This is a genomic window from Duganella sp. AC237 (assembly GCF_979254035.1).
Window position 1 is genome coordinate 6,792,952 of record NZ_CEEDEW010000003.1, and the last position, 20,627, is coordinate 6,813,578.

The following is a 20,627-nucleotide window of genomic DNA, read 5'->3' on the forward strand; positions in this document are numbered from 1 at the left end:
AAACACTATTTCCGTATACGTCAACTCGCGCCCATACTAGGCCCAATCCCGCTCACCATGCGGCCCTGGCCCGATCGTGGAGCGCCTACCCGGCGTGACCGAGTTCAGGTGCGATCTGATACCAAAAACGGAGACCTCCCATGCTCGATACCAAGGCAACCGGCCCTGCAACGTCCGCAAGAGACGGCAGCGCCCGACTGACGACCGTCAGCCTCGACGACAAATACACCGCCACCCACGGCGACATCTTCCTGTCGGGCATCCAGGCGCTGGTGCGCCTGCCCATGATGCAGCGGGTGCGCGACCAGGCGGCCGGCTTGAACACGGCCGGCTTCATTTCCGGCTACCGCGGCTCGCCACTGGGCGGACTCGACGAGAACCTGTGGAAGGCCAAGCCGCACCTGGAGGCGCATCACGTGCAGTTCGTGCCGGGCGTGAACGAGGACCTGGCGGCGACCGCCGTCTGGGGCTCGCAGCAGGTCGATTTGATCGGCGAGGCCCAATACGACGGCGTGTTCGCCATGTGGTACGGCAAAGGCCCGGGCGTGGACCGCTGCGGCGACGTCTTCAAACACATGAACCACGCCGGCACCGCGAAGCACGGCGGCGTGCTGCTGGTGGCGGGCGACGACCACGGCGCCTATTCGTCGACATTGCCGCACCAGTCGGACCATCTGTTCTCGGCGTCGATGATCCCCGTGCTGTATCCCTGTAACGTGCAGGAGTACCTGGACCTCGGCATCCACGGCTGGGCGATGTCGCGTTTTTCCGGTTGCACGGTGGCGTTCAAGGCGCTGGCAGATACGGTCGAATCGTCGGCATCCGTCGACGCCGATCCGTTCCGCGTCGATGTCAAAATCCCGCTCGATTTCGTCATGCCGGAAGGCGGCCTGAATGCCCGCCTGTCGAGCATTCCGCTGGGCCAGCAGGCGCGCAATCAGGAAGCGCTGATGCAGGACTATAAAATCTACGCGGCGCTGGCGTACGCGCGCGAGAACAAACTCAATCACACCACCATCACCAGCCCTAACGCGAAACTGGGCATCATCGCCTCCGGCAAATCGTACCTGGACGTGCTCGAGGCGCTGGAGGAACTGGGCATCGACGAGAAGATGGCGGCCGATGTCGGCCTGCGCCTGTTCAAGGTGGCGATGCCATGGCCGCTGGAGCCGGACAGCGTGCGCGAATTCGCGCAAGGCCTCGACGAGATCCTGGTGGTCGAGGAAAAGCGCCAGATCGTCGAGTACCAATTGAAGGAGCAGCTGTACAACTGGCGCGACGATGTGCGCCCGCGCGTGATCGGCAAGTTCGACGAAAAAGGCGAGTGGGTGGCGCCGCGCGGCGAATGGCTGCTGACCTCCAAGGCCGATTTCTCGGTCTCGCAGGTGGCGCGCGTGATCGCCTCGCGCGTCAAGCGCCTGATTTCCGACCCGGTCACCTGCGACCATATCAAGGCGCGCCTGACCTTCCTCGACGCCAAGGACGCGGTGCTGAAGAAGGCCATCAGCACGCCGTTCCGCCCCGCATTTTACTGCTCCGGGTGCCCGCACAATACCTCGACCAAGGTTCCCGAGGGCAGCCTGGCGCTGGCCGGCATCGGTTGCCACGTGATGGCGACGTCGATCTACCCGGAGTTCAACAAGCTGACCACGCACATGGGCGGAGAAGGCGCGCCGTGGATCGGCCAGGCGGCGTTCTCGAAGATTCCGCACGTGTTCCAAAATCTCGGCGACGGTACCTACTTCCACTCCGGCTATCTGGCGATCCGCGCGGCGGTGGCGGCCAAGGTCAACATGACCTACAAGATCCTCTACAACGACGCGGTGGCGATGACGGGCGGCCAGCCGGTCGACGGCATCACATCGGTGCCGCTGATCGCGCAGCAGATGGCGGCCGAAGGCGTCAAACGCATCGCGCTGGTGACCGAGGACTTAGGGCGCTACACCGACCGGGCCGCCCTGCCGTCGCTGGTCAGCCTGCACGACCGCAAGGACATGGACGCGGTCCAGCGCGAGCTGCGCGAGGTCGAAGGCGTATCGGTGCTGATCTACGACCAGACCTGCGCGGCCGAGAAGCGTCGCCGCCGGAAGAAAGGCGAGTTTCCCGACCCCGCCAAGCGCATGGTCATCAACGAAGCCGTGTGCGAAGGCTGCGGCGATTGCGGCGTGCAGTCGAACTGCACCTCCATCCTGCCGAAGGAGACGGAGTTCGGCCGCAAGCGGACCATTGACCAATCTTCCTGCAACAAGGACTACTCGTGCGTGAAAGGCTTCTGCCCGAGCTTTGTCACTGTCGAAGGCGGAACACTGAAGAAGACCAAAACCGGGGTGAGTAAATCCAATAGTGACGACGGCGACGACGGTTTCGGCGCGCTGCCGGAACCCGAACTGCCATCCTGCGAGCAGCCCTACAACATCCTGATCAACGGCATCGGCGGCACCGGCGTGATCACCGTCGGCGCCTTGATGGGCATGGCCGCGCACCTGGAAGGCAAAGGCGCGTCGGTGCTGGATATGACCGGCATGTCGCAGAAAAACGGTTCCGTCACCTCGCACGTGAAGGTGGCCAAGACCCCGGCGCACCTGCGCGCGCAGCGCATCGCCACCGGCGAGGCGGACGTCATCCTCGGCTGCGACATGCTGACCGCCGGCGCCGCGGATGCGGTGTCGAAGATGCGTCCCGGCCGCACCCTGGCCGTCATCAACCTGCACGAACAGCCGCCCGGCACCTTCGCGCAAAACGCCGACTGGCAGTATCCGGTGGCCGAGGTGCGCGCGCTGATCGAGGAATCGGTCGGCGGTCCTGGCGCCGCCGATTTCATCGACGCCACCAAGCTGGCCACGGCGCTGATGGGCGACTCCATCGCCGCCAATCTGTTCATGCTCGGTTACGCGTGGCAGCGGGGCCGGATTCCGCTGACCGAGGCGTCGCTGCTGCGCGCGATCGAACTCAATGGCGTCGGCATAGCGTCCAACAAAAAGAGCTTCCTGTGGGGCCGCCGTGCGGCCGTGGACCTGAAGCGCGTCGAGCGCGTGGCCACGCCGACGCAGGCAATCGTCGTGCAAATGCCGCAAAGCCTGGAGAACATCGTCGCCAAGCGCGTGCAGTTCCTGACCGATTATCAGAATGCCGCCTACGCCGGCGTCTACGAGCAGCTGGTGTCGCAGGTGCGCGCCAGGGAAACCGCGCTGGGACTGGGGAACAAGCTGTCGACCGCCGTGGCCAAGTACTACTTCAAGCTGATGGCGTACAAGGACGAATACGAAGTGGCCCGCCTGTACACCGACGGACGCTTTGTCGAGCAGCTCAAACAGCAGTTCGAGGGCGACTTCTCGATCAAGTTCAATCTGGCGCCGCCGCTGTTCGCGAAGAAGGACGCCAAGGGCCATCTGGTCAAGGCGGAATTCGGCTCGTGGATGTGGAGCGCTTTCAAGCTGCTGGCCAAGTTCAAAGGCCTGCGCGGAGGCGCGTTCGATGTCTTCGGCCGCAGCGACGAGCGCAAGATGGAGCGCGCGCTGATCGTCGAATATCGTGAGATGGTCACCGCTTTGATCGGGGGGCTTACCGTGGAAAACCACGCGCTGGCGGTCGAACTGGCGGGGTTGCCGGAAAAAGTGCGCGGTTATGGTCACGTGAAGGAGAAGGCGGTGGCGGTCTTCCACGCCGAGAAGGCGCGCTTGATGGCGCAATTCGGCCAGCAGCGCGCAGCCTAAGCCTCAAAAGCTTACGTTTACGTAAACGTCATATAATAGCCACACAAAAACGCACGACATAGATCGCCGCACAGAATAGAAGGGACACCATGAACGACCTCTCCGCTCCGACCATCGCGGCAGTGCCGGATCAGCCGCGCCTGAACAACAAAATCCGCTTCGTCACCGCCGCCTCGCTGTTCGACGGCCACGACGCCTCGATCAACATCATGCGCCGCATCCTGCAATCGAACGGGGTGGAGGTGGTCCACCTGGGCCACAACCGCTCGGTCGACGAGGTGGTCACCGCAGCGCTGGCGGAGGACGTGCAGGGCATCGCCATCTCCAGCTACCAGGGCGGCCATGTCGAATACTTCAAGTACATGCTCGACCTGCTGCGCCAGCGCGGCGGCGCCCACATCAAAGTGTTCGGCGGCGGCGGCGGCGTCATCGTCCCCGACGAAATCGCGGACCTGCATGCGTATGGCGTCACCCGGATTTTCAGTCCGGAGGATGGCCAGCGCATGGGCCTTGTCGGCATGATCCAATGGATGGTGCAGCAGTGCGACATCGACCTGTCGCAGTACTCCCCGACGTCGCTGGCGCCGCTGCGCGAAGGCGATGTGGCCTCGCGCCATCGCCCGCTGGCGCAACTGATCACCGCGCTGGAAAACGATAAGGCCGCGCCGGCGCTGCGCACGGAAATCCTGGCCGCCGCCGAGGGCCTGCCCGTGCCGACCCTGGGCATCACCGGCACCGGCGGCGCCGGCAAATCGTCGCTGACCGATGAACTGATACGCCGCATCCGCCTCGACCAGGCCGACGCGCTCAACATCGCCATCATCTCGATCGACCCGTCGCGCCGCAAATCCGGCGGCGCGCTGCTGGGCGACCGTATCCGCATGAACGCGATCAATCCGTGGGCCGGCCAAAGCCGCGTGTTCATGCGGTCGCTGGCCACGCGCGAGGCGGGCTCCGAGATTTCCGAGGCGCTGCCCGACGTCATCGCCGCCTGCAAGGTAGCCGGCTTCGACCTGGTCATCGTCGAAACCTCCGGCATCGGCCAGGGCGACGCCGCCATCGTGCCGCACGTGGACGTGTCGATGTACGTGATGACGCCGGAATTCGGCGCCGCCTCGCAGCTGGAAAAAATCGACATGCTCGATTTCGCCGACTTCATCGCCATCAACAAGTTCGATCGCAAGGGGTCGCAGGATGCGCTGCGCGACGTCGCCAAGCAGTACCAGCGCAACCGCGAGCTGTGGAGTCAACGCCCGGAGGAGATGCCGGTCTACGGAACGCAGGCGTCGCGCTTCAACGACGATGGCGTCACCGCGCTGTATCAGGGCCTGTTGCCGAAACTGGCGCAATTCGGCCTGCCGACCAGGCCGGGCAAGCTGCCGGCGGTCGCGCTGCGCCACTCCAGCGGCAAGAACGTGATCGTGCCGCCGGCGCGCGCCCGCTACCTGGCGGAGATCGCCGACACCGTACGTGGCTACCACCGCTTCACCCGCAAGCAGGTAACCCTGGCGCGCGAACGCCAGCAACTGACCGAATCCAAACGCATGCTGGCCCTGGCGCATAAGAGCGCCGACTTTGACGATTTGATCGCCGACCGCGACGCCGCGATGGACGCCGGAGCCAAGAAACTGCTCGCCGCCTGGCCGGAGATGCAGGCCGCGTATGCAGGCGACGATTACGTCGTCAAAATCCGCGACAAGGAAATCCGTACCCGCCTGGTGCAGCATACGCTGTCCGGCACCAGGATCCGCAAGGTCGCCCTGCCCCGCTACGAGGACCACGGCGAAATCCTGCGCTTCCTGATGCTGGAAAACGTGCCCGGGTCGTTCCCGTTCACCGCCGGCGTGTTCCCGTTCAAGCGCGAAGGCGAAGACCCGACCCGCATGTTCGCCGGCGAAGGCGACGCCTTCCGCACCAACCGCCGCTTCAAGCTGGTCTCCACCGGCATGGACGCCAAGCGCCTGTCGACCGCGTTCGACTCGGTCACCTTGTACGGTGCCGATCCGGCGCCGCGCCCGGACATCTACGGCAAGGTCGGCAACTCCGGCGTCTCGATCGCCACGCTGGACGACATGAAGGTGCTGTACGACGGCTTCAACCTGTGCAGCCCGAGCACCTCGGTCTCGATGACCATCAACGGCCCGGCGCCTACCATCCTGGCGATGTTCATGAACACCGCCGTCGACCAGCAAATCGACCGCTTCGTCGAAGAACACAAGCGCCAGCCGGACGCCGACGAAGCGGCCAAGCTGCGCGAATGGGTACTGCAAAACGTACGGGGCACCGTGCAGGCCGACATCCTGAAGGAAGACCAGGGCCAGAACACTTGCATCTTCTCGACCGAATTCTCGCTCAAGGTGATGGGCGACATCCAGCAGTACTTCGTCGAGCACCAGGTGCGCAATTTCTACTCGGTGTCGATCTCCGGCTACCACATCGCCGAAGCGGGCGCGAACCCGATCTCGCAGCTGGCGTTCACCTTGTCGAACGGCTTCACCTTTGTCGAAGCCTATCTGGCGCGCGGCATGCACATCGACGATTTCGCGCCCAACCTGTCGTTCTTTTTCTCCAACGGCATGGACCCGGAATACACGGTGCTCGGCCGCGTCGCCCGCCGCCTGTGGGCGGTGGCGATGCGCGACAAGTACGGCGCCAACGACCGCTCGCAAAAGCTCAAGTACCACGTGCAGACGTCCGGCCGGTCGCTGCACGCGCAGGAGATCGACTTCAACGACATCCGCACAACGCTGCAGGCGCTGATCGCCATCTACGACAACTGCAACTCGCTGCACACCAACGCCTACGACGAGGCGATCACCACGCCGACCGACGAATCCGTGCGACGCGCGCTGGCGATCCAGCTTATTATTAATCGCGAATGGGGCCTGGCAAAGAACGAGAATCCGAACCAGGGTTCGTTCATTATGGACGAGCTGACCGACCTCGTTGAGGAAGCGGTGCTGCAGGAGTTCGAGCGCATTGCAGAGCGTGGCGGCGTGCTGGGCGCGATGGAAACCGGCTACCAGCGCGGCAAGATCCAGGAAGAGTCGATGCTGTACGAGCACCAGAAGCACGACGGCACCTTGCCCATCGTCGGCGTCAACACCTTCCGCAATCCGAAGGCGACGGGCGAGCCGCAAAAGATCGAACTGGCCCGCTCCACCGATGACGAGAAGCAATCGCAGCTCAAGCGGCTGGAGGAATTCCACAGCCGCCACGCGGCGCAGGCCCCGGCCGCGCTGGCCGCCTTGCAACAGGCGGCGATCGACAACGAGAACGTGTTCGAAAAGCTGATGGAGGCGGTGCGTGTCTGCTCGCTGGGGCAGATCACCACTGCGCTGTTCGAGGTCGGCGGCCAGTACCGGCGCAATATGTAGACAAACCAAACACCGACTAACCAACCCGCAGGAGGAAGACCATGACTACACTTTCTGCCGAAACATCGGCCGAGCTGCACAAGCGGCTCGACAGCGCGCGTGACGACGTGCTCGCGCAAATCCGCACCCGTTCTGACAGCTCGGACGAGCCGGCGGCGGTGTCCTTGCTGGCCCATCAGGGACAGCCGGACGACGTCTCACAGGCCGCGTATCTGCGCGACGATCAGATGGCGTTGCTGGGACAGGAGCGCGAATTGCTGCACGCTATTGATGTTGCCAGGGGCCGCCTTGACGAAGGCGTCGCGAACGTTTGCGCCGTCTGCGGCGAAGAGATTCCCGAAGCGCGCCTGCTGGCGCTGCCGACCGCGCAAACCTGCATTCGCTGCCAGGAGCGCGCCGAGGCCGGTGGCCAGACACCGTCCTCGACAACAATGTAGCCCAGGCCGCCGGCCAGCGCGGCCGGCGTGATGCCGAGCGCCTTACGCCTGGCCGGTCCGATCCTGCTGATCCACCGCGCGCACGTCGCGATCGCGCTCGGTCGCCGGCTTCTCTTCCCCACCGTTATCATTGCCCCCGCCCGGCGGCCGGCCCAAACCGGCGCCGCCGACTTCGTCAATCGGCGCACCGGCGCCGATGCCGGTGCTGACCAGCGCGGGGTCGTTCAGATCCTGCTCGGGCGTATTGGACGCCACCACCTTATCGACATCGTCGTTCTGCATTGGATCGGGCGGATGGGTGGGAATCGGCGGTTGCATACGCATGCGTTCCGGATCTTGCGGGTCGAGCTTCTCATCACTGTTGTGCTGGTTCATGCTGTCCTCCTCGTTTGCTGTGTCCTCGTAACCATGGGGTCGATGCCTGAATCGTGCGCGCCGGAAAAGGACGCCGATTCACGATAAATTTTGGCAGAATTTGTCAACGCATGAAACACCGGAGACCATCATGAGCAACGAGCAACGCGATCAACAAAGCACTGCTGAGCGGCAGCCTCCAGGAAACGCACAAAAGGCGGAGCCCACGCGCAGCGATGTACCCTCGGCGGGAACCCAGCCGGTAACCGCGACCGCCGGGCCGGACTTCACTGGCGCGCCCACCACTGCGGCGCAGGTGGCCGCCACCGGTAGCGATGCGGCCGCCGGCGCGCGCCAGTCGGGCGGCGCTGGCGGTCCCGGCGGCGAAGGACCGCGCCATCAGGCCGATGGGGTCGATGGCGTTGGCGCGCCCGGCACGCCCGGCGGCTCGCTGGCCGGCGGCGGCGACAACGCGGCGGGAGCGGCCGTGGCCGGACGGACCGGACTTGGAGAAGCCGCCTCCGCCGACGACACACGCACCGGCACGGGAACGTCGTCGGGCCACGCCACACCGCTGACCGGCGGCGACCCCAGCAGCGGCTCGACGCCGCCGGTGGACAACAGGGGCGGCGCATCCAGCGCTTAGCGCCGCGCGCGCTATGCGTTGGTTGGGGCTAAGGCTTGAAGTGCGGCCCCGCGCCCTCCTGCGCCAATGCATCCTGTGCATTGCGTAGCGGGCAGGCCTTCAACGACAGGCACCCGCAACCGATGCAGCCATCCAGTTGATCGCGCAACTGCGTCAGCGTACGGATGCGCTCATCGAGTTCCGCTTTCCACGCGGCCGACAGCCGGCGCCAGTCCGCAACGGTCGGCGTGCGTCCCGACGGCAGCGCATTCAACGCCTCGGCGATGGCCGCCAGCGGCATGCCGACCCGCTGCGCCACCTTGATCACCGCCAGCCGGCGCAACACCGAGCGCGCGTACCGCCGCTGGTTGCCGCCGGAGCGCACGGAGTGAATCAAACCCTTGGCCTCATAAAAATGCAGTGCCGATACCGCCACGCCGGCGCGCCCGGCCAGCTCGCCGACGCCCAGCTCCTTCGGTGGAGATGCCATATAAAATCCTTGACCTCAAGTTAAGTTGAGATTTTATAGTGTTCGCACACTCATCACACGAAAGGCCGCCATGACCCAGCTTAAATTCATCAACCCACCCGGTTTGTACGACCCGCGTCCCAACGGCTACAGCCATGTCGTCGTCGCGGAAGCGCCGGCACGGCTGATCTACGTCGCCGGCCAGGGCGGGGAAAACGCCGATGGCGTGCTGTCGGAGGATTTCGGAACGCAGGTGAAGCAGGCGCTGGCAAACCTGCAAACGGCATTGAACGCGGCCGGCGCCGGACTCGCCAACGTCGCCAAGCTCACGGTGCTGATCGTCGACCATAGTGAAGAACGCCTGCGCATCTTCGGCGGCGCGCTGGGCGAAGTGTGGGGCGACAATCCCGCCCCGGCCTGCACATTGATCCCGGTCCCGCGCCTGGCGCTGGACGGCATGCTGTTCGAGATCGAAGCGACCGCGATCAAATAAACATCAGATCGGGGTCAAGTCTGACAATCGGACACGAGATCAGCCGTATCAACCTATGGCGGCCGAGTTCGTGTCCGAATGTCAGACTGGACCCCGGGGTTTAAAGCGGCAAACAGGGCCCAACCGTCGTCCCGGCCAAAAACACCGGCTGCCACAGCTCGTGCAATTCGCTCGCCGGCGTGCCGTCGATCAGCGCCAGCAGCATCTGGATCATGCGCGCTCCGGCCTTGGTCGGCTCCGGCTGGTCGATGGTGGTGACGTTGGCGCCGGCCAGGGTGTCGGCCATGCTGCCCCAGACGATGATGGACATTTCCTTGCCCATTTCCACGCCGGCGTCGCGCAAGGCGCGCACCGCGCCGATGCCGGCGATGTTGTTGTCGACGATGACGGCGCTCGGGCGCGGCGAGCACGCCAGCAACTGCTGCATCGCCTGGTAACCGCTGCGCCGGTCCAGCTTGCTGTCGATCAGGTAGCGCGGATCGACCGCCAAGCCGGCCGCCGCCATCGAGGCGACGAAACTGTCCCGGCGCTGGCGCGCGAAGTTCATTTCCAGCGGTGCGCTGATCAGGGCCACGCGCTTGTGCCCCCACGCCAGCAGCCGCTCTATGGCCATGCTGGTGCCGGAGGCGTTGTCATAGTCGAACCAGGCGTACGGGGCGTCGAGCTCGGTGCGGCCGTAGGCGATGAACGGGAATTTGGATTTGCTGAGGAAGGCGACGCGCTCGTCGCGCACCAAGGTGCGGGCCACCACCAAACCGTCGACGCGGCGGCCCAAAACGGTCTGCTGATAGGAGCGTTGCTCGGCGTTCGGCGACACCGGCGCGATGATCAGGTTCTTGCCCACGTCCTCGAGCGCGGCCGACATGCCGGATACCACATCCAGGAACATCGGATCGCCCAGGTCGGACGGCAGCAGCGGATAAATGATGCCGAACACATTGGTGCGGCCCAGCGCGAGGCTGCGCGCGAGCGGATTGGGCTGGTAGCCTGCCTCCTGGGCCGCCTTCAAGACCCGCTCGCGCGTCCGGACATTGACCTCAGGGTAACCGTTTAACGCCCGGCTCACTGTGGTCTTCGACATGCCGAGGAACTTTGCCAGGAGCTGAAGATTCATAGAAAAACGCTCAATGTTGATCATTGATTATAGCGGCGCTGATGAGCTTGCCGCCATAGCGATCGCTTTTTCTAATGAGAAATACAACACTCGGCGGACCTTGCCTTTTTGTCCGCCATCACCTAATCTTCAGGGATTGATGTCAATTCTGCATTATCGCGTCCAGCGTTTTGTTACCAGGGGAATATCGTGGCCACCGTAATTTCTGCCAATGCATTGCAAGCTTCGGTCGCACAAGCTGAACGGCAAGTGCAACAGGGTCAGTCGAGGGTGAGCCAGGACGCCGGCCGCCTGGAACAGAGCCGCAGCCAGCTGACGAAGGACCGGCAAACCCTGGCCGATACCCAGCGGCAAAGCACCCAGGCCCAGCAACAGCAGGCCCCGGCGCAATCGTCGGCGATCCAACTGGGCGCCGCGCTCGGCAGTGCGATCGAACGCCCCAGCCGCGCCGAACAGCTACTGACGGCCAATCCGGCTGCTGTCCGGCCTCAGCTGAACGCGCAGGGACAAACCATCGGCAAGCTGATCGACGTTACCGCCTAGACACCAGGCCTAGGCGCTCGCCGCAGCGGCTTCGGCGGCGGCCGTTTCCCGCTCCACCAGCGGCACCCACCATTTGCCGTCCAGCGCCGGCTGCGTGATGTCGAGCGCGAGGCCGATCTCCGGCGTCGCCAGCGGCAGCCTGCGCTCGCCCGCCAATTCCGAAATGCGGTTGAACGGGTCGTGCCACGCGTGCATCGACAAATCGAAGGTGCCGTTATGGATCGGCATCATGACCTTGCCCTGCAAGTCGATATGCGCCTGCAACGACTCCTCCGGCTGCATATGGACGTCCGGCCATTGCGGATCGTAGGCGCCGGTCTCCACCATGGTCAGGTCGAACGGGCCGAATTTGCGCCCGATCTCCTTGAAGCCATCGAAGTAACCGCTATCGCCGCTGAAAAACACCTTCAGGCCACGGTCCTCGATGACAAACGAGGCCCACAGCGTCTTGTTGCGGTCGTTTAAGCCGCGACCCGAGAAATGCTGGGCCGGCGTCGCCACCAGCTTCAGGCCGGCCACCTGCGTGCTCTGCCACCAGCTCAACTGGCGCACCTTGGCGCGCGGGATGCCCCAGGCGATCAGGCGGTCGCCCACGCCCAGCGGCGTGATGAAGTGCTCGGTCTTGGCCGCCAGCTTGAGCACCGCCGCCTTGTCCAGATGGTCGTAATGGTCGTGCGACAGGATGATGCCCTTGATCGGCGGCAGTTCGTCGATGCTGATCGGCGGCTTGTGGAAGCGCTTCGGACCGGCCCACTGCACCGGCGAGGCGCGCTCGGAGAACACCGGATCGGTCAGCCAGAAGTTGCCGTCGAGCTTGAGCAACACGGTCGAATGGCCGAGGCGGAACAGGGTGCGATCCGGAGCATCCAATAACTGGCGCTGCGTGATCGCGTGAACGGGAATGGCCTGGCGCGGCACGGTGTCGGCCGGCTTATCGAACAGCACCCGCAGCATCAGGCCCAGGCCCTGCATCAGGCCCATCGCATGCATCTTGACCGGATTGCGGAACTTGCCGGTGCGCGTGCGCGGGGCGGTGGGCACGGACAGGCCGTCAAGGCCATCGAGACCGGCGGGGGATTTGGCGATAGCGGTTTGATAAGGCATCGGAACGCTCCAGGACAGATAATGTACACTACACAGTGTAGTTACATTTTTTGAGAAAGTAAACCAGACGGTGTAAAATAAATGCCATGAACCTTCCCCTCAAGCTCACCGACCGTAAGCGCCAGGCCGTCGTCGACGCCGCCATTGCGGAGTTCCGCGCCAGCGGTTTCGAGGCGACCAGCATGGACAAGATCGCCGCCACGGCCGGCGTGTCGAAACGCACCGTCTACAACCACTTCCCCAGTAAAGACGAACTGTTCGCGCAAATATTGCATGAGTTATGGACCAGCACGACCGCGTTGATGGAAACGCCGTATGTGCCGGAATTGCCGCTGCGACAACAGCTAGTGGAGATTCTTGGCAAAAAGATGGCGATGCTGCAGGACGCCTACTTCCTGGACCTGGCGCGTGTGGCGATCGCCGAGACGATCCACTCGCCGGCGCGCGCCCACGAGATGGTGGCGCGGCTCAGCGCCAAGGAGGAAGCCGTCACGCAATGGCTGCGCGCGGCGCAGGCCGACGGCAAGCTGCGCGAGGCCGACCCGGCAATGGCCTCGCAGATGCTGCAAGGACAGCTCAAAACCTTCGCCTTCTGGCCGCAAGTCACGCTAAACCAGCCGCAACTGGACGCGGCCACGCAGCAAAAGGTGATCGAGACCGCCGTCGATATGTTTCTGGGCTACTACGGCCCCGGGACCGACGCAAAGGCCTAGGCGAAGCTGACCGCGTAAATCGGCGGCAACGTGGTGGACACGGTCTGCCACTGGCCGCCGCCGTCCTCCGACAGCCAGGCGCCGCCGGTCGTCGACCCCATCAACAACAACTGGCCGTCGTCGCTGACCGCCAGCCCATGCCGGTAAACCAGGTCGTAGCAATGCTGCTGCGGCAGGCCGCCGCGCCACGCGGTGAAGCTCTGGCCGCCGTCGATGGTGCGGGTGACGGCCAGCGCCGCGCGCGGCGGCACGCGCTTGCTGTCGGCCTCGGCGGGCACGAACCACGCCGTCTCGCCGTCCGTCGGATGGACCGCCGTGGCGAAACCGAAATTCGACAGCGGCGCCGCGCGCACCTCGGTCCAGTTGGCGCCGTTGTCGACGCTGCGCCAGATGCCGTTGTGATGCTGGCACCACAGCTTGTCCGGCTCGCCCGCGCAGCGCACGATGCGGTGCGGGTCCTGCACCGCCTCCACCTCGGCCAGCTCGGGCGGCATATAGCTTGCCACCATGCCCCTGGCGCGCGGCGCCCAGCTCTCGCCGCCGTCGTTGGTCAGCCAGGCTCCGCCGCACGACACCCCCACCAGCACCGAGCGGCTGTCGCGCGGATCGACGCAAATGCTATGGATGCCCGGCACGTCGTAGCCGCCGCCCATCCACTGGCTGCGCTCGGGAATGTTCCACAGCGGCTCGACCAGGCGCCAGCTGTCGCCGCGGTCGTCGGAGCGGAACAGGCCGCCCGGCAAAGTCCCCGCCCACAGCACGCCAGGCTGGTCCGGCCCGCCGGCCGCCAGCGACCAGATTTGCTTGACGGCCCACTCGACCTTGTCGTCGCTGTCTGCCGGCTTGGGCGGAAACGCCGGCGCCGCGATCTCGGTCCAGTCGGTCGCGCCCGGATCGAGCCGGTGCAGCTTGCTGCCGAAATGGCCCAGGCTCAGCGCCGCGTACACCGTGCCGTCGCGCCGGTCCGGCAGCACCATCGACACCGGATCGCCAAGAAAATGCTGCCGGTCCACATGCCACGCCTCGTGCGTGCGGTAGAGTTCGAACAGCCCCTTGCGGGTCGCCAGATAGGCGCGGTCGGACATATCAGCCTCCTGATAGTGCTTGCAAGATATAGACTTTGGACAGGGGCGCGAGCGCGTCGTTCAAGCGCTCGCGTTCACGGGCGCGCTGGCCGTCAATGAAGATGACCACGTTCTCGCGCAGGCAGCCCTGCTCGTCGAGCACGTAACCGCGCAGCCTCGGATGGGCGTCGAAGGCCTGGTCGAGGGCGCCGCGCAGATCGGCCGCGTCGGTCTCCACCTGCGGCACGGTCATGAATCGACCCAGTTGCTGGGTAAAAATCAGTTGCGCCATGTTTACTTTCTCATTGGTCGACTGGATTCACCACAGATTCTAACGCGGATTGGCGCCGGTTTCGCTAAAATGAAAACGCGTCAACTACCGGAGCACCGCATGACGATTACGCCGCAAGAGCTGGAACTGCTGATGCAAGAGGTGGAAAAGGAGGATCCGATCGATTTCGCCGACCTGCCGTTCGACGAGCACGATCTGCGGGGATTGATTTCGAACCATTTGTGCGAGATGGCCGACGCCATGGAGAACTTCAGCGACGAGGACAAGCATTTGACGTTGCTGGCCGTCGCGGCCAAGCTGGTGCTGGAGAACATGGTGCTCAATATCCAGCTGTTGCGGCGCCATGGCGTGCCGCTCAGCGAATCGGCCGACGCGCTGCTGAGCCGGTTGCGCAAGGGGCCGGGGGCGTAGACATCACGGCAGGCGCTTTGCCGCCGGCGCCACGATCACCAGATCGCCCTCCGCCACGGCCACGCACGGCAAGATATACCCTTCTCGCTTCTCGTCCAGGCTCAGTCCGGGCCACTCGATCTTGTAGCGCACCGTGCCGCTTTTGCTCAGGCAGATGCAGGTGCGGCAGGTGCCGTTGCGGCACGAACTGGGCAAGCGCACGCCGGCCCGCTCGGCCGCTTCCAGCACCGTCGCCGGCGCCTCCGCCTCGAACCGCCAGCCCTGCCCCGCCAATGTCACCGTGCCGCCCATGCCGTCGCTTCCAGATCGTCAAACCGGCATGATACTAGAGCCGGCCGTCACCCGACCGCGACAAGTTTGGGCTTGGCCCTGGCCGGCGGTTTGGGCGCCGCCGGCAACGGCGCGCGCGCCACGCGCTTGGCGTTCTGCAGCTTGAACACCGCCATCGCCTGCGACACGCAACGCGTCTGCTGTGCCAGGTTGCCCGCCGCCGCAGCGGCCTCCTCCACCAGCGCCGCGTTCTGCTGCGTGATGTCGTCGATCTGGATCACCGCCTGGTTGACCTGGCCGATGCCGGTGCTTTGCTCGCGCGTGGAATTGGAGATCTCACCCATCACCGCCGACACCTTGCTGACCGACTCGATCACCTCGCCCATGGTCACGCCGGCGCTGTTGGTCAGCACCGTGCCCGCCTGCACCTTGGAGATCGACATATCGATCAGGGTCTTGATCTCTTTGGCGGCCGTGGCCGAGCGCTGCGCCAGCCCGCGCACCTCGCTGGCGACGACGGCAAAACCGCGTCCCTGCTCGCCGGCGCGCGCCGCTTCCACGGCGGCGTTGAGCGCCAGGATGTTGGTCTGGAAGGCGATGCCGTCGATCAGGCCGATGATGTCGAGGATCTTGTTCGACGAGGCGCTGATGTCGCCCATCGTCGAGACTACCTGCGAGACGATGCTGCCGCCCTGCGCCGCCACCTGTTTGGCGTGGTCGGCCAGGTCGTTGGCGCTGGCCACATTGGTCGCGCTCTGTTGCACGGTCGACGTCAGCTGCTCCATGCTGGCCGCGGTCTGCTGCAGGCTCGACGCCTGCGACTCTGTACGGCCCGACAAGTCCAGGTTGCCGTTGGCGATTTCCCCGGTGGCCTGCGAAATCTCCTCGAAGTTGGCGCGCACGTCGCCGATGATGCTGTGCAGGTTGATATTGGTCTGGCGCAGCGCCGCCAGCAGGCGGCCCACCTCGTCGTCGCGGCGCACCTCGATGTTGGCCGTCAGGTCGCCGCCGGCCATCATGCGCGCCGCCTTGGTCGCATGTCCCAGCGGCAGCGCCACATTCGCATACAGGCTGCGGCCGAACAACCCCATGGCCGCCATCGACAGCAAGGCCAATCCGCCCAGCCAACCGCTGGCGCCGGCCAGGGTCGCGCCGGCCATGCCCAGCAGGCAGGCGGCCAGCAAGGCCAGCGTCCCGCACACCAGCGCGCACGTGAGGCCGATCTGCGCGGCCAGCGACATCGTCATCAACCTCGACAGGCGCGCCGCGATCCCGGTCGATACGCCCTTGCCGTTGACGATGCGCATGCGGCGCGGATTGCCGGCCTTGAACTGCCGGTACAGCTCGTCGGCCGCGCGCACTTGCTCGCGCGTCGGCTTGGTGCGCACCGACAGGTAGCCGACCGGCTTGCCCTGCTCGATCACCGGCGTGACGTTGGCCAGCACCCAATAGTAGTCGCCGTTCTTGCAGCGGTTCTTCACCAGGCCGGTCCACGGCATGCCGTCCTTGATGGTCGCCCACAGGTCGGCAAAGGCTTCGACCGGCATGTCCGGATGGCGCACGATGTTCTGCGGCGCGCCCATCAGTTCTTCCTCGGTGAAGCCGCTGACGTCGATGAAGTAGGGATTGGCGTAGTTGATATTGCCTTGCAAATCCGTGCTGGAGACGATGGTCTTGCCATCTTCCATGATGTATTCGTTTTGGGTGATTGGAGTATTGGTGCGCATGGCCCATCCCTTATAGTTTTATCGTGAAAACACTGGAAATGGACGAGCGGGGGCTGGGGCCGTCAGGGGGTCGGCGGCCGACTGCTACCGCTCGATAAGGCAGGATAGGTTGAAACAATTAGTTCAAATCTCTCCAATTGTTTCAATCGTTGTTTACGACAAGAAACAGCGGCGATATTCGCGGCAAAACAACAGATCAGTCCGCCTTAAAATTCTGCCCCAGCGACATTGGTTTGTTGAGCAAGATTGTCTGCGGATTACGGCAGATAATCACCAGCACAACAATGGTGGCGAGATAAGGGAGCATCGACAGGAACTCCGACGGAATCGCCAATCCCAGCCCCTGGCCGTGGAACTGCAGCACCGTCACGCCGCCGAACAGATAGGCGCCCACCAGCACGCCGCGCGGCTTCCACGTCGCAAACACCACCTGCGCCAGCGCGATCCAGCCGCGTCCCGCCGTCATGCCCTCGACCCACATCGGCGTCAGCGCCAGCGACAGATAGGCGCCCCCGAGGCCGGCCATGGCGCCGCCGAACAGCACCGTGCCATAACGCAGCGCGATCACCGGAAAGCCGATCGCGTGGGCGCTGTGCGGCGACTCGCCGACGGCGCGTATCACCAATCCCAGACGGGTGCGCGCCAGCATCCAGCCGATCAGCACCACCAGCGCCACCGACGCGTACACCATGCCGTCGAAGCGGAACAGCAGCGGACCGACGAATGGAATCTCCGACAGCAGCGGGAAGGTCAGTTGCGGCATGCGCTCCACCGTCTGCCCGACGAAGCCGCGTCCCATGAACGCGGAGACGCCGATGCCGAACAACGTCAGCGCCAGGCCGGTGGCCACCTGGTTGGTCTGCAACGTCAGCACCAGGAAGCCGAAGATCAACGACATCGCCATCCCCGCCGCCATCGCCGCGAGAAGCCCGAGCCACATCTGGCCGGTGGCCAGGGTGACGCCGAAGCCCGTCACGGCGCCGACCAGCATCATGCCCTCCATGCCCAGATTGAGCACGCCGGAACGTTCGGTCACCAGCTCGCCCATCGAGGCCACCACCAGCGGGGTGGCGGCGCCCGCCGTGCTGGCGAGGAAGGCGATTAACAGCGCGGTATCGATCATGTGGCTTCTCCAACGACAGCAGGCAGATGGCGCTTGCGCGGTTTGAACCGGTAGTGGATGAACAGGTCGGCCGCCAGCAGGTAAAACAGCAGCAAACCCTGGAACATGCCGGTGATCGCCGACGGCACCTGCAGCTCGATCTGCGCGGTCTCGCCGCCGATGTACAGCAGCGACATCAACAACGCCGACAGCACCACGCCCAGCGGATGCAGGCGGCCGACATAGGCGACGATGATCGCCGCGAAGCCGTAACCGGCCGACACCGAGGGCTGCATCTGCCCCAGAGGGCCGGCCACCTCGCCCACGCCGGCCACGCCGGCCAGCGCGCCGCTGACCATGAACGCCAGCCACACGTTGCGCGGTTCGCTGAAACCCGCGTACAGCGCGGCGGCCGGCGCCATGCCGCTGACCTGCATGCGGTAGCCGGCAAAGGTGTGCTTGCAGAAGAACCAGGCCGCCGCCGCCGCGAGCAGCGACAGGATGAAGGCGGCGTTGACCCGCAGCCCCTCCACCAGCAGCGGCAAGGTGGCGGACTCGCTGAACATCTTCGACTGCGGGAAATTGAAGCCGTCCGGATCGCGCATCGGCCCGTGCACCAAATAACTCAGTAGATGATAAGCCACGTACACCAGCATCAGGCTGACCAGGATTTCGCTGGTGTTGAAGCGAGTGCGCAGCAGCGCCGGTATGGCCGCCCACAACATGCCGCCCAGCGCGCCGGCGGCCAGCATTAGCGGCAGCACCCACCAGGCCTCGACCTGGTCGAAGTACAGCGCCACGGCGCCGGCGGCGATCGCGCCGATGGTCAGCTGGCCGTCGGCGCCGATGTTGGCGACGTTGGCGCGAAAGCCGATCGCCAGCCCCACGCCGCACAGGATCAGCGGTGTCGCCTTCAGCAGCAGCTCGCCCACGCCGTACAACGTTGTCCACGGCTTGATGAAATACACGTGGAAGGCGTGCAGCGGCTCCTGCCCGAGGAAGAAGAACAATACGGAGCCGGTCAGCAGCATGGCCGCCGCGGCGATCAGCGGCGACGCCAGCATCATGCGGCGCGAAGGTTCCGGACGTTTTTCAAGCCTGGACATGGTCAGCTCCCTGGTAGTCGAAGTCGCCGCTCATCCACACGCCGATCTGGTTGATGCCGGTGTCGGCGGCCGGCACGGCGCGCGACAGGCGGCCGTCGGCCAGCACGGCGATGCGGTCGCTCAGCATGAATAATTCGTCGAGCTCCTCGGACAGAACCAGTACCGCCACGCCCTGGTCGCGCATGTCGAGGATGGCCTGGCGTATCAGCATGGCGGCGCCGACGTCCACGCCCCATGTCGGCTGCGCGAACACCATCACCCTGGGCGCCAGCCCGATCTCGCGGCCGACGATGAACTTTTGCAGATTGCCGCCCGAAAGGCTGGAGGCGGCCGATTCCTCGCCGCCGCATTTGACGTTGAAGCGGGCGATCACCTTGCGCGCGAAGTCGCGCACCGCGCCGCGCTGTATCAGGCCGTTTTTCACCATGCCGGTGTTGGCGGACGGCAGATAGCCGGTCAGCAGCGCGTTATCGGCCAGCGACAGCTCCGGCGCCGCGCCGCGTCCAAGGCGCTCCTCCGGCACGAAGCCCAGTCCGAGCTGGCGGCGGCGCGCGGCGTCCAGCGCGCCGACGTCCAGCGTGCCGAGGCGGATGCTGCCGGCGCCACCGCGCAGCGGACGCTCGCCGGAGATGGCTTTCAACAGCTCCTGCTGGCCGTTGCCGGAGATGCCGGCGATGCCGACGATCTCGCCGCCGCGCAGGTCCAGGTTGATGTCCTTGAGCCGGGTGCCGAAAGGGTCTTCGCTGTCCACGGTCAGGCCATCGATGGAGAGCATCACCTCGCCCGGCGCGCGCGGCGTGTTGACGCACACCGGCAGCTCGCGCCCGATCATCAACTCGGCCAGCGAGCGCGCGCTTTCCTGTTTCGGGTTGGCGGTGCCGGACACGCGCCCGCCGCGCAGCACCGTCGCCTTGTCGCACAGCGACTGGATTTCGTCGAGCTTGTGGCTGATATACAGGATGCTGACCCCTTCGGAGGCCAGGCGTCGCAGCGATTCGAACAATTTGAGCACCGCGTCCGGCGTCAGCACGGAGGTCGGCTCGTCCATGATCAACAGCCGTGGCGATTGCAACAGGCAGCGCACGATCTCCACCCGCTGCCGCTCGCCCACCGACATGCTGTGCACCAGGCGGAGCGGATCGAGCGGCAGGCCGTATTGTTCCGAGACGGCGCGGATGCGCGGCGCCAGTTCGGCCGGCGTCACCTTCTCGTCCAGCGCCAGCGCGATGTTTTCGGCCACCGTCAAGGTCTCGAACACCGCAAAGTGCTGGAACACCATGCCGATGCCCAGCTTGCGCGCGTCGTGCGGCGAATTGATATGGACCTGGCGCCCCTCCCAGATCACCTGGCCGTCATCGGGCTTGGTCACGCCGTAGATGATCTTCATCAGCGTGCTTTTGCCGGCGCCGTTTTCGCCCAGCACCGCGTGGATCTCGCCAGGCATCACGGTGAGGTTAACGTCGGCGTTGGCCACCACGGACGGGTATATCTTCGAGATGCCGAGCATCTGCAGGCGGGGTGCATGCTTCATCCGCTGTCCTCATCGTATACAAAGTAGTTACGTCGACAGACGCAATTAACATGCCACGCGAAGCGCCGGGTTGCGCGCCCTTTAAAACAGCACAGCGCACTGAATATGACATAAACGTCACCAAAAACGTGCGCGGTCTCCCTTCGGTTGTACACAAAAAGCGCGTGCGGTTGAGCACAGGG

Annotated in this window: 19 protein-coding genes; 8 read left to right on the forward strand and 11 right to left on the reverse strand. The window is 65.0% G+C overall.

Translation table 11 applies throughout. The features are described from left to right. The first annotated feature begins 140 nt into the window (after nt 1–140). From AC0IYS_RS29975 to AC0IYS_RS29985, 3 genes are all read left to right on the forward strand, one after another. Entirely contained in the window at nt 141–3,713 is a 3,573-nt protein-coding gene (locus AC0IYS_RS29975; protein ID WP_471708597.1) for an indolepyruvate ferredoxin oxidoreductase family protein, read from the forward strand. A gap of 89 nt (nt 3,714–3,802) precedes the next feature. Further along, nucleotides 3,803–7,090: a fused isobutyryl-CoA mutase/GTPase IcmF gene (icmF, locus tag AC0IYS_RS29980; RefSeq protein WP_471708598.1), complete on the forward strand. Its 3,288-nt coding sequence runs from the start codon at nt 3,803–3,805 to the stop codon at nt 7,088–7,090. A gap of 41 nt (nt 7,091–7,131) precedes the next feature. Then, a complete protein-coding gene (locus AC0IYS_RS29985) occupies nt 7,132–7,527 on the forward strand; it encodes a TraR/DksA family transcriptional regulator (protein WP_471708599.1) in 396 nt (131 codons plus the stop codon). A 42-nt stretch (nt 7,528–7,569) separates the two neighbouring features. Here the strand turns inward: AC0IYS_RS29985 and AC0IYS_RS29990 are convergent, their stop codons facing one another. Continuing rightward, nucleotides 7,570–7,902 (reverse strand): hypothetical protein, encoded by a 333-nt coding sequence (locus AC0IYS_RS29990; RefSeq protein WP_471708601.1) that lies wholly within the window; start codon nt 7,900–7,902, stop codon nt 7,570–7,572. A 100-nt stretch (nt 7,903–8,002) separates the two neighbouring features. Between AC0IYS_RS29990 and AC0IYS_RS29995 the strand changes: the two genes are divergently transcribed. After that, nucleotides 8,003–8,527, forward strand: a complete 525-nt coding sequence (locus AC0IYS_RS29995) for a hypothetical protein (RefSeq protein WP_471708602.1) — start codon at nt 8,003–8,005, stop codon at nt 8,525–8,527. 28 nt (nt 8,528–8,555) lie between these two features. Here the strand turns inward: AC0IYS_RS29995 and soxR are convergent, their stop codons facing one another. Then, on the reverse strand, nt 8,556–8,996 hold the full coding sequence (gene soxR / locus AC0IYS_RS30000; protein ID WP_471708603.1) for a redox-sensitive transcriptional activator SoxR: 441 nt from the start codon (nt 8,994–8,996) through the stop codon (nt 8,556–8,558). A gap of 70 nt (nt 8,997–9,066) precedes the next feature. Between soxR and AC0IYS_RS30005 the strand changes: the two genes are divergently transcribed. Next, nucleotides 9,067–9,468 carry a RidA family protein gene (locus AC0IYS_RS30005; RefSeq protein WP_471708604.1) on the forward strand — a complete coding sequence of 134 codons (402 nt, stop codon included), beginning with the start codon at nt 9,067–9,069 and terminating at the stop codon, nt 9,466–9,468. A 100-nt stretch (nt 9,469–9,568) separates the two neighbouring features. On the opposite strand, the gene AC0IYS_RS30010 is transcribed toward AC0IYS_RS30005, so the two are convergent. Further along, the gene (locus tag AC0IYS_RS30010; RefSeq protein WP_471708605.1) at nt 9,569–10,582 is read right to left on the reverse strand and encodes a substrate-binding domain-containing protein; all 1,014 of its coding nucleotides are present in this window, start codon (nt 10,580–10,582) and stop codon (nt 9,569–9,571) included. A gap of 249 nt (nt 10,583–10,831) precedes the next feature. Here AC0IYS_RS30010 and AC0IYS_RS30015 point away from each other — a divergent pair, with 249 nt between their 5' ends. Beyond that, entirely contained in the window at nt 10,832–11,125 is a 294-nt protein-coding gene (locus tag AC0IYS_RS30015; RefSeq protein ID WP_471708606.1) for a hypothetical protein, read from the forward strand. Nucleotides 11,126–11,134: 9 nt separating this feature from the next. On the opposite strand, the gene AC0IYS_RS30020 is transcribed toward AC0IYS_RS30015, so the two are convergent. Beyond that, nucleotides 11,135–12,229 (reverse strand): MBL fold metallo-hydrolase, encoded by a 1,095-nt coding sequence (locus AC0IYS_RS30020; protein WP_471708607.1) that lies wholly within the window; start codon nt 12,227–12,229, stop codon nt 11,135–11,137. 86 nt (nt 12,230–12,315) lie between these two features. Between AC0IYS_RS30020 and AC0IYS_RS30025 the strand changes: the two genes are divergently transcribed. After that, entirely contained in the window at nt 12,316–12,942 is a 627-nt protein-coding gene (locus AC0IYS_RS30025; RefSeq protein WP_471708608.1) for a TetR/AcrR family transcriptional regulator, read from the forward strand. On the opposite strand, the gene AC0IYS_RS30030 is transcribed toward AC0IYS_RS30025, so the two are convergent. Together AC0IYS_RS30030 and AC0IYS_RS30035 are read right to left on the reverse strand one after the other, a co-directional pair. Further along, entirely contained in the window at nt 12,939–14,027 is a 1,089-nt protein-coding gene (locus AC0IYS_RS30030; RefSeq protein ID WP_471708609.1) for a WD40/YVTN/BNR-like repeat-containing protein, read from the reverse strand. The genes AC0IYS_RS30025 and AC0IYS_RS30030 overlap by 4 nt on opposite strands. A gap of 1 nt (nt 14,028) precedes the next feature. After that, nucleotides 14,029–14,298, reverse strand: a complete 270-nt coding sequence (locus tag AC0IYS_RS30035) for a MoaD/ThiS family protein (protein ID WP_471708610.1) — start codon at nt 14,296–14,298, stop codon at nt 14,029–14,031. A 99-nt stretch (nt 14,299–14,397) separates the two neighbouring features. Between AC0IYS_RS30035 and AC0IYS_RS30040 the strand changes: the two genes are divergently transcribed. Continuing rightward, a complete protein-coding gene (locus AC0IYS_RS30040) occupies nt 14,398–14,709 on the forward strand; it encodes a hypothetical protein (RefSeq protein ID WP_471708611.1) in 312 nt (103 codons plus the stop codon). A 3-nt stretch (nt 14,710–14,712) separates the two neighbouring features. Here AC0IYS_RS30040 and AC0IYS_RS30045 read toward each other — a convergent pair whose 3' ends face one another. The 5 genes from AC0IYS_RS30045 to AC0IYS_RS30065 all read right to left on the reverse strand — a co-directional run bounded on the left by AC0IYS_RS30045 (nt 14,713) and on the right by AC0IYS_RS30065 (nt 20,445). Beyond that, nucleotides 14,713–15,000: a 2Fe-2S iron-sulfur cluster-binding protein gene (locus tag AC0IYS_RS30045; protein WP_471708612.1), complete on the reverse strand. Its 288-nt coding sequence runs from the start codon at nt 14,998–15,000 to the stop codon at nt 14,713–14,715. Between the two features lie 47 nt (nt 15,001–15,047). Beyond that, nucleotides 15,048–16,706: a methyl-accepting chemotaxis protein gene (locus tag AC0IYS_RS30050; protein ID WP_471708613.1), complete on the reverse strand. Its 1,659-nt coding sequence runs from the start codon at nt 16,704–16,706 to the stop codon at nt 15,048–15,050. Nucleotides 16,707–16,902: 196 nt separating this feature from the next. Then, nucleotides 16,903–17,829, reverse strand: coding sequence for an ABC transporter permease (locus tag AC0IYS_RS30055; RefSeq protein WP_471708614.1), 927 nt, complete (start codon nt 17,827–17,829; stop codon nt 16,903–16,905). Then, nucleotides 17,826–18,914 carry an ABC transporter permease gene (locus tag AC0IYS_RS30060; protein ID WP_471708615.1) on the reverse strand — a complete coding sequence of 363 codons (1,089 nt, stop codon included), beginning with the start codon at nt 18,912–18,914 and terminating at the stop codon, nt 17,826–17,828. The genes AC0IYS_RS30055 and AC0IYS_RS30060 overlap by 4 nt, the downstream gene beginning before the upstream one ends. After that, nucleotides 18,901–20,445 (reverse strand): ABC transporter ATP-binding protein, encoded by a 1,545-nt coding sequence (locus tag AC0IYS_RS30065; RefSeq protein WP_471708616.1) that lies wholly within the window; start codon nt 20,443–20,445, stop codon nt 18,901–18,903. Before AC0IYS_RS30065 ends, AC0IYS_RS30060 begins: the two co-directional genes overlap by 14 nt. Nucleotides 20,446–20,627: the final 182 nt, after the last annotated feature.

Bases quoted from the DNA above. Each gene is read 5' to 3' on its own strand.
- icmF (WP_471708598.1), top strand. From the start codon at position 3,803: ATGAACGACCTCTCCGCTCCGACCATCGCGGCAGTGCCGGATCAGCCG.
- AC0IYS_RS30045 (WP_471708612.1), bottom strand. From the start codon at position 15,000: ATGGGCGGCACGGTGACATTGGCGGGGCAGGGCTGGCGGTTCGAGGCG.
- AC0IYS_RS30060 (WP_471708615.1), bottom strand. From the start codon at position 18,914: ATGTCCAGGCTTGAAAAACGTCCGGAACCTTCGCGCCGCATGATGCTG.
- AC0IYS_RS30010 (WP_471708605.1), bottom strand. From the start codon at position 10,582: ATGAATCTTCAGCTCCTGGCAAAGTTCCTCGGCATGTCGAAGACCACA.
- AC0IYS_RS30050 (WP_471708613.1), bottom strand. From the start codon at position 16,706: ATGCGCACCAATACTCCAATCACCCAAAACGAATACATCATGGAAGAT.
- AC0IYS_RS30055 (WP_471708614.1), bottom strand. From the start codon at position 17,829: ATGATCGATACCGCGCTGTTAATCGCCTTCCTCGCCAGCACGGCGGGC.
- AC0IYS_RS30065 (WP_471708616.1), bottom strand. From the start codon at position 20,445: ATGAAGCATGCACCCCGCCTGCAGATGCTCGGCATCTCGAAGATATAC.
- AC0IYS_RS30025 (WP_471708608.1), top strand. From the start codon at position 12,316: ATGAACCTTCCCCTCAAGCTCACCGACCGTAAGCGCCAGGCCGTCGTC.
- AC0IYS_RS29990 (WP_471708601.1), bottom strand. From the start codon at position 7,902: ATGAACCAGCACAACAGTGATGAGAAGCTCGACCCGCAAGATCCGGAA.
- AC0IYS_RS30020 (WP_471708607.1), bottom strand. From the start codon at position 12,229: ATGCCTTATCAAACCGCTATCGCCAAATCCCCCGCCGGTCTCGATGGC.
- AC0IYS_RS30035 (WP_471708610.1), bottom strand. From the start codon at position 14,298: ATGGCGCAACTGATTTTTACCCAGCAACTGGGTCGATTCATGACCGTG.
- AC0IYS_RS30030 (WP_471708609.1), bottom strand. From the start codon at position 14,027: ATGTCCGACCGCGCCTATCTGGCGACCCGCAAGGGGCTGTTCGAACTC.
- soxR (WP_471708603.1), bottom strand. From the start codon at position 8,996: ATGGCATCTCCACCGAAGGAGCTGGGCGTCGGCGAGCTGGCCGGGCGC.
- AC0IYS_RS29975 (WP_471708597.1), top strand. From the start codon at position 141: ATGCTCGATACCAAGGCAACCGGCCCTGCAACGTCCGCAAGAGACGGC.
- AC0IYS_RS29985 (WP_471708599.1), top strand. From the start codon at position 7,132: ATGACTACACTTTCTGCCGAAACATCGGCCGAGCTGCACAAGCGGCTC.
- AC0IYS_RS30005 (WP_471708604.1), top strand. From the start codon at position 9,067: ATGACCCAGCTTAAATTCATCAACCCACCCGGTTTGTACGACCCGCGT.
- AC0IYS_RS30040 (WP_471708611.1), top strand. From the start codon at position 14,398: ATGACGATTACGCCGCAAGAGCTGGAACTGCTGATGCAAGAGGTGGAA.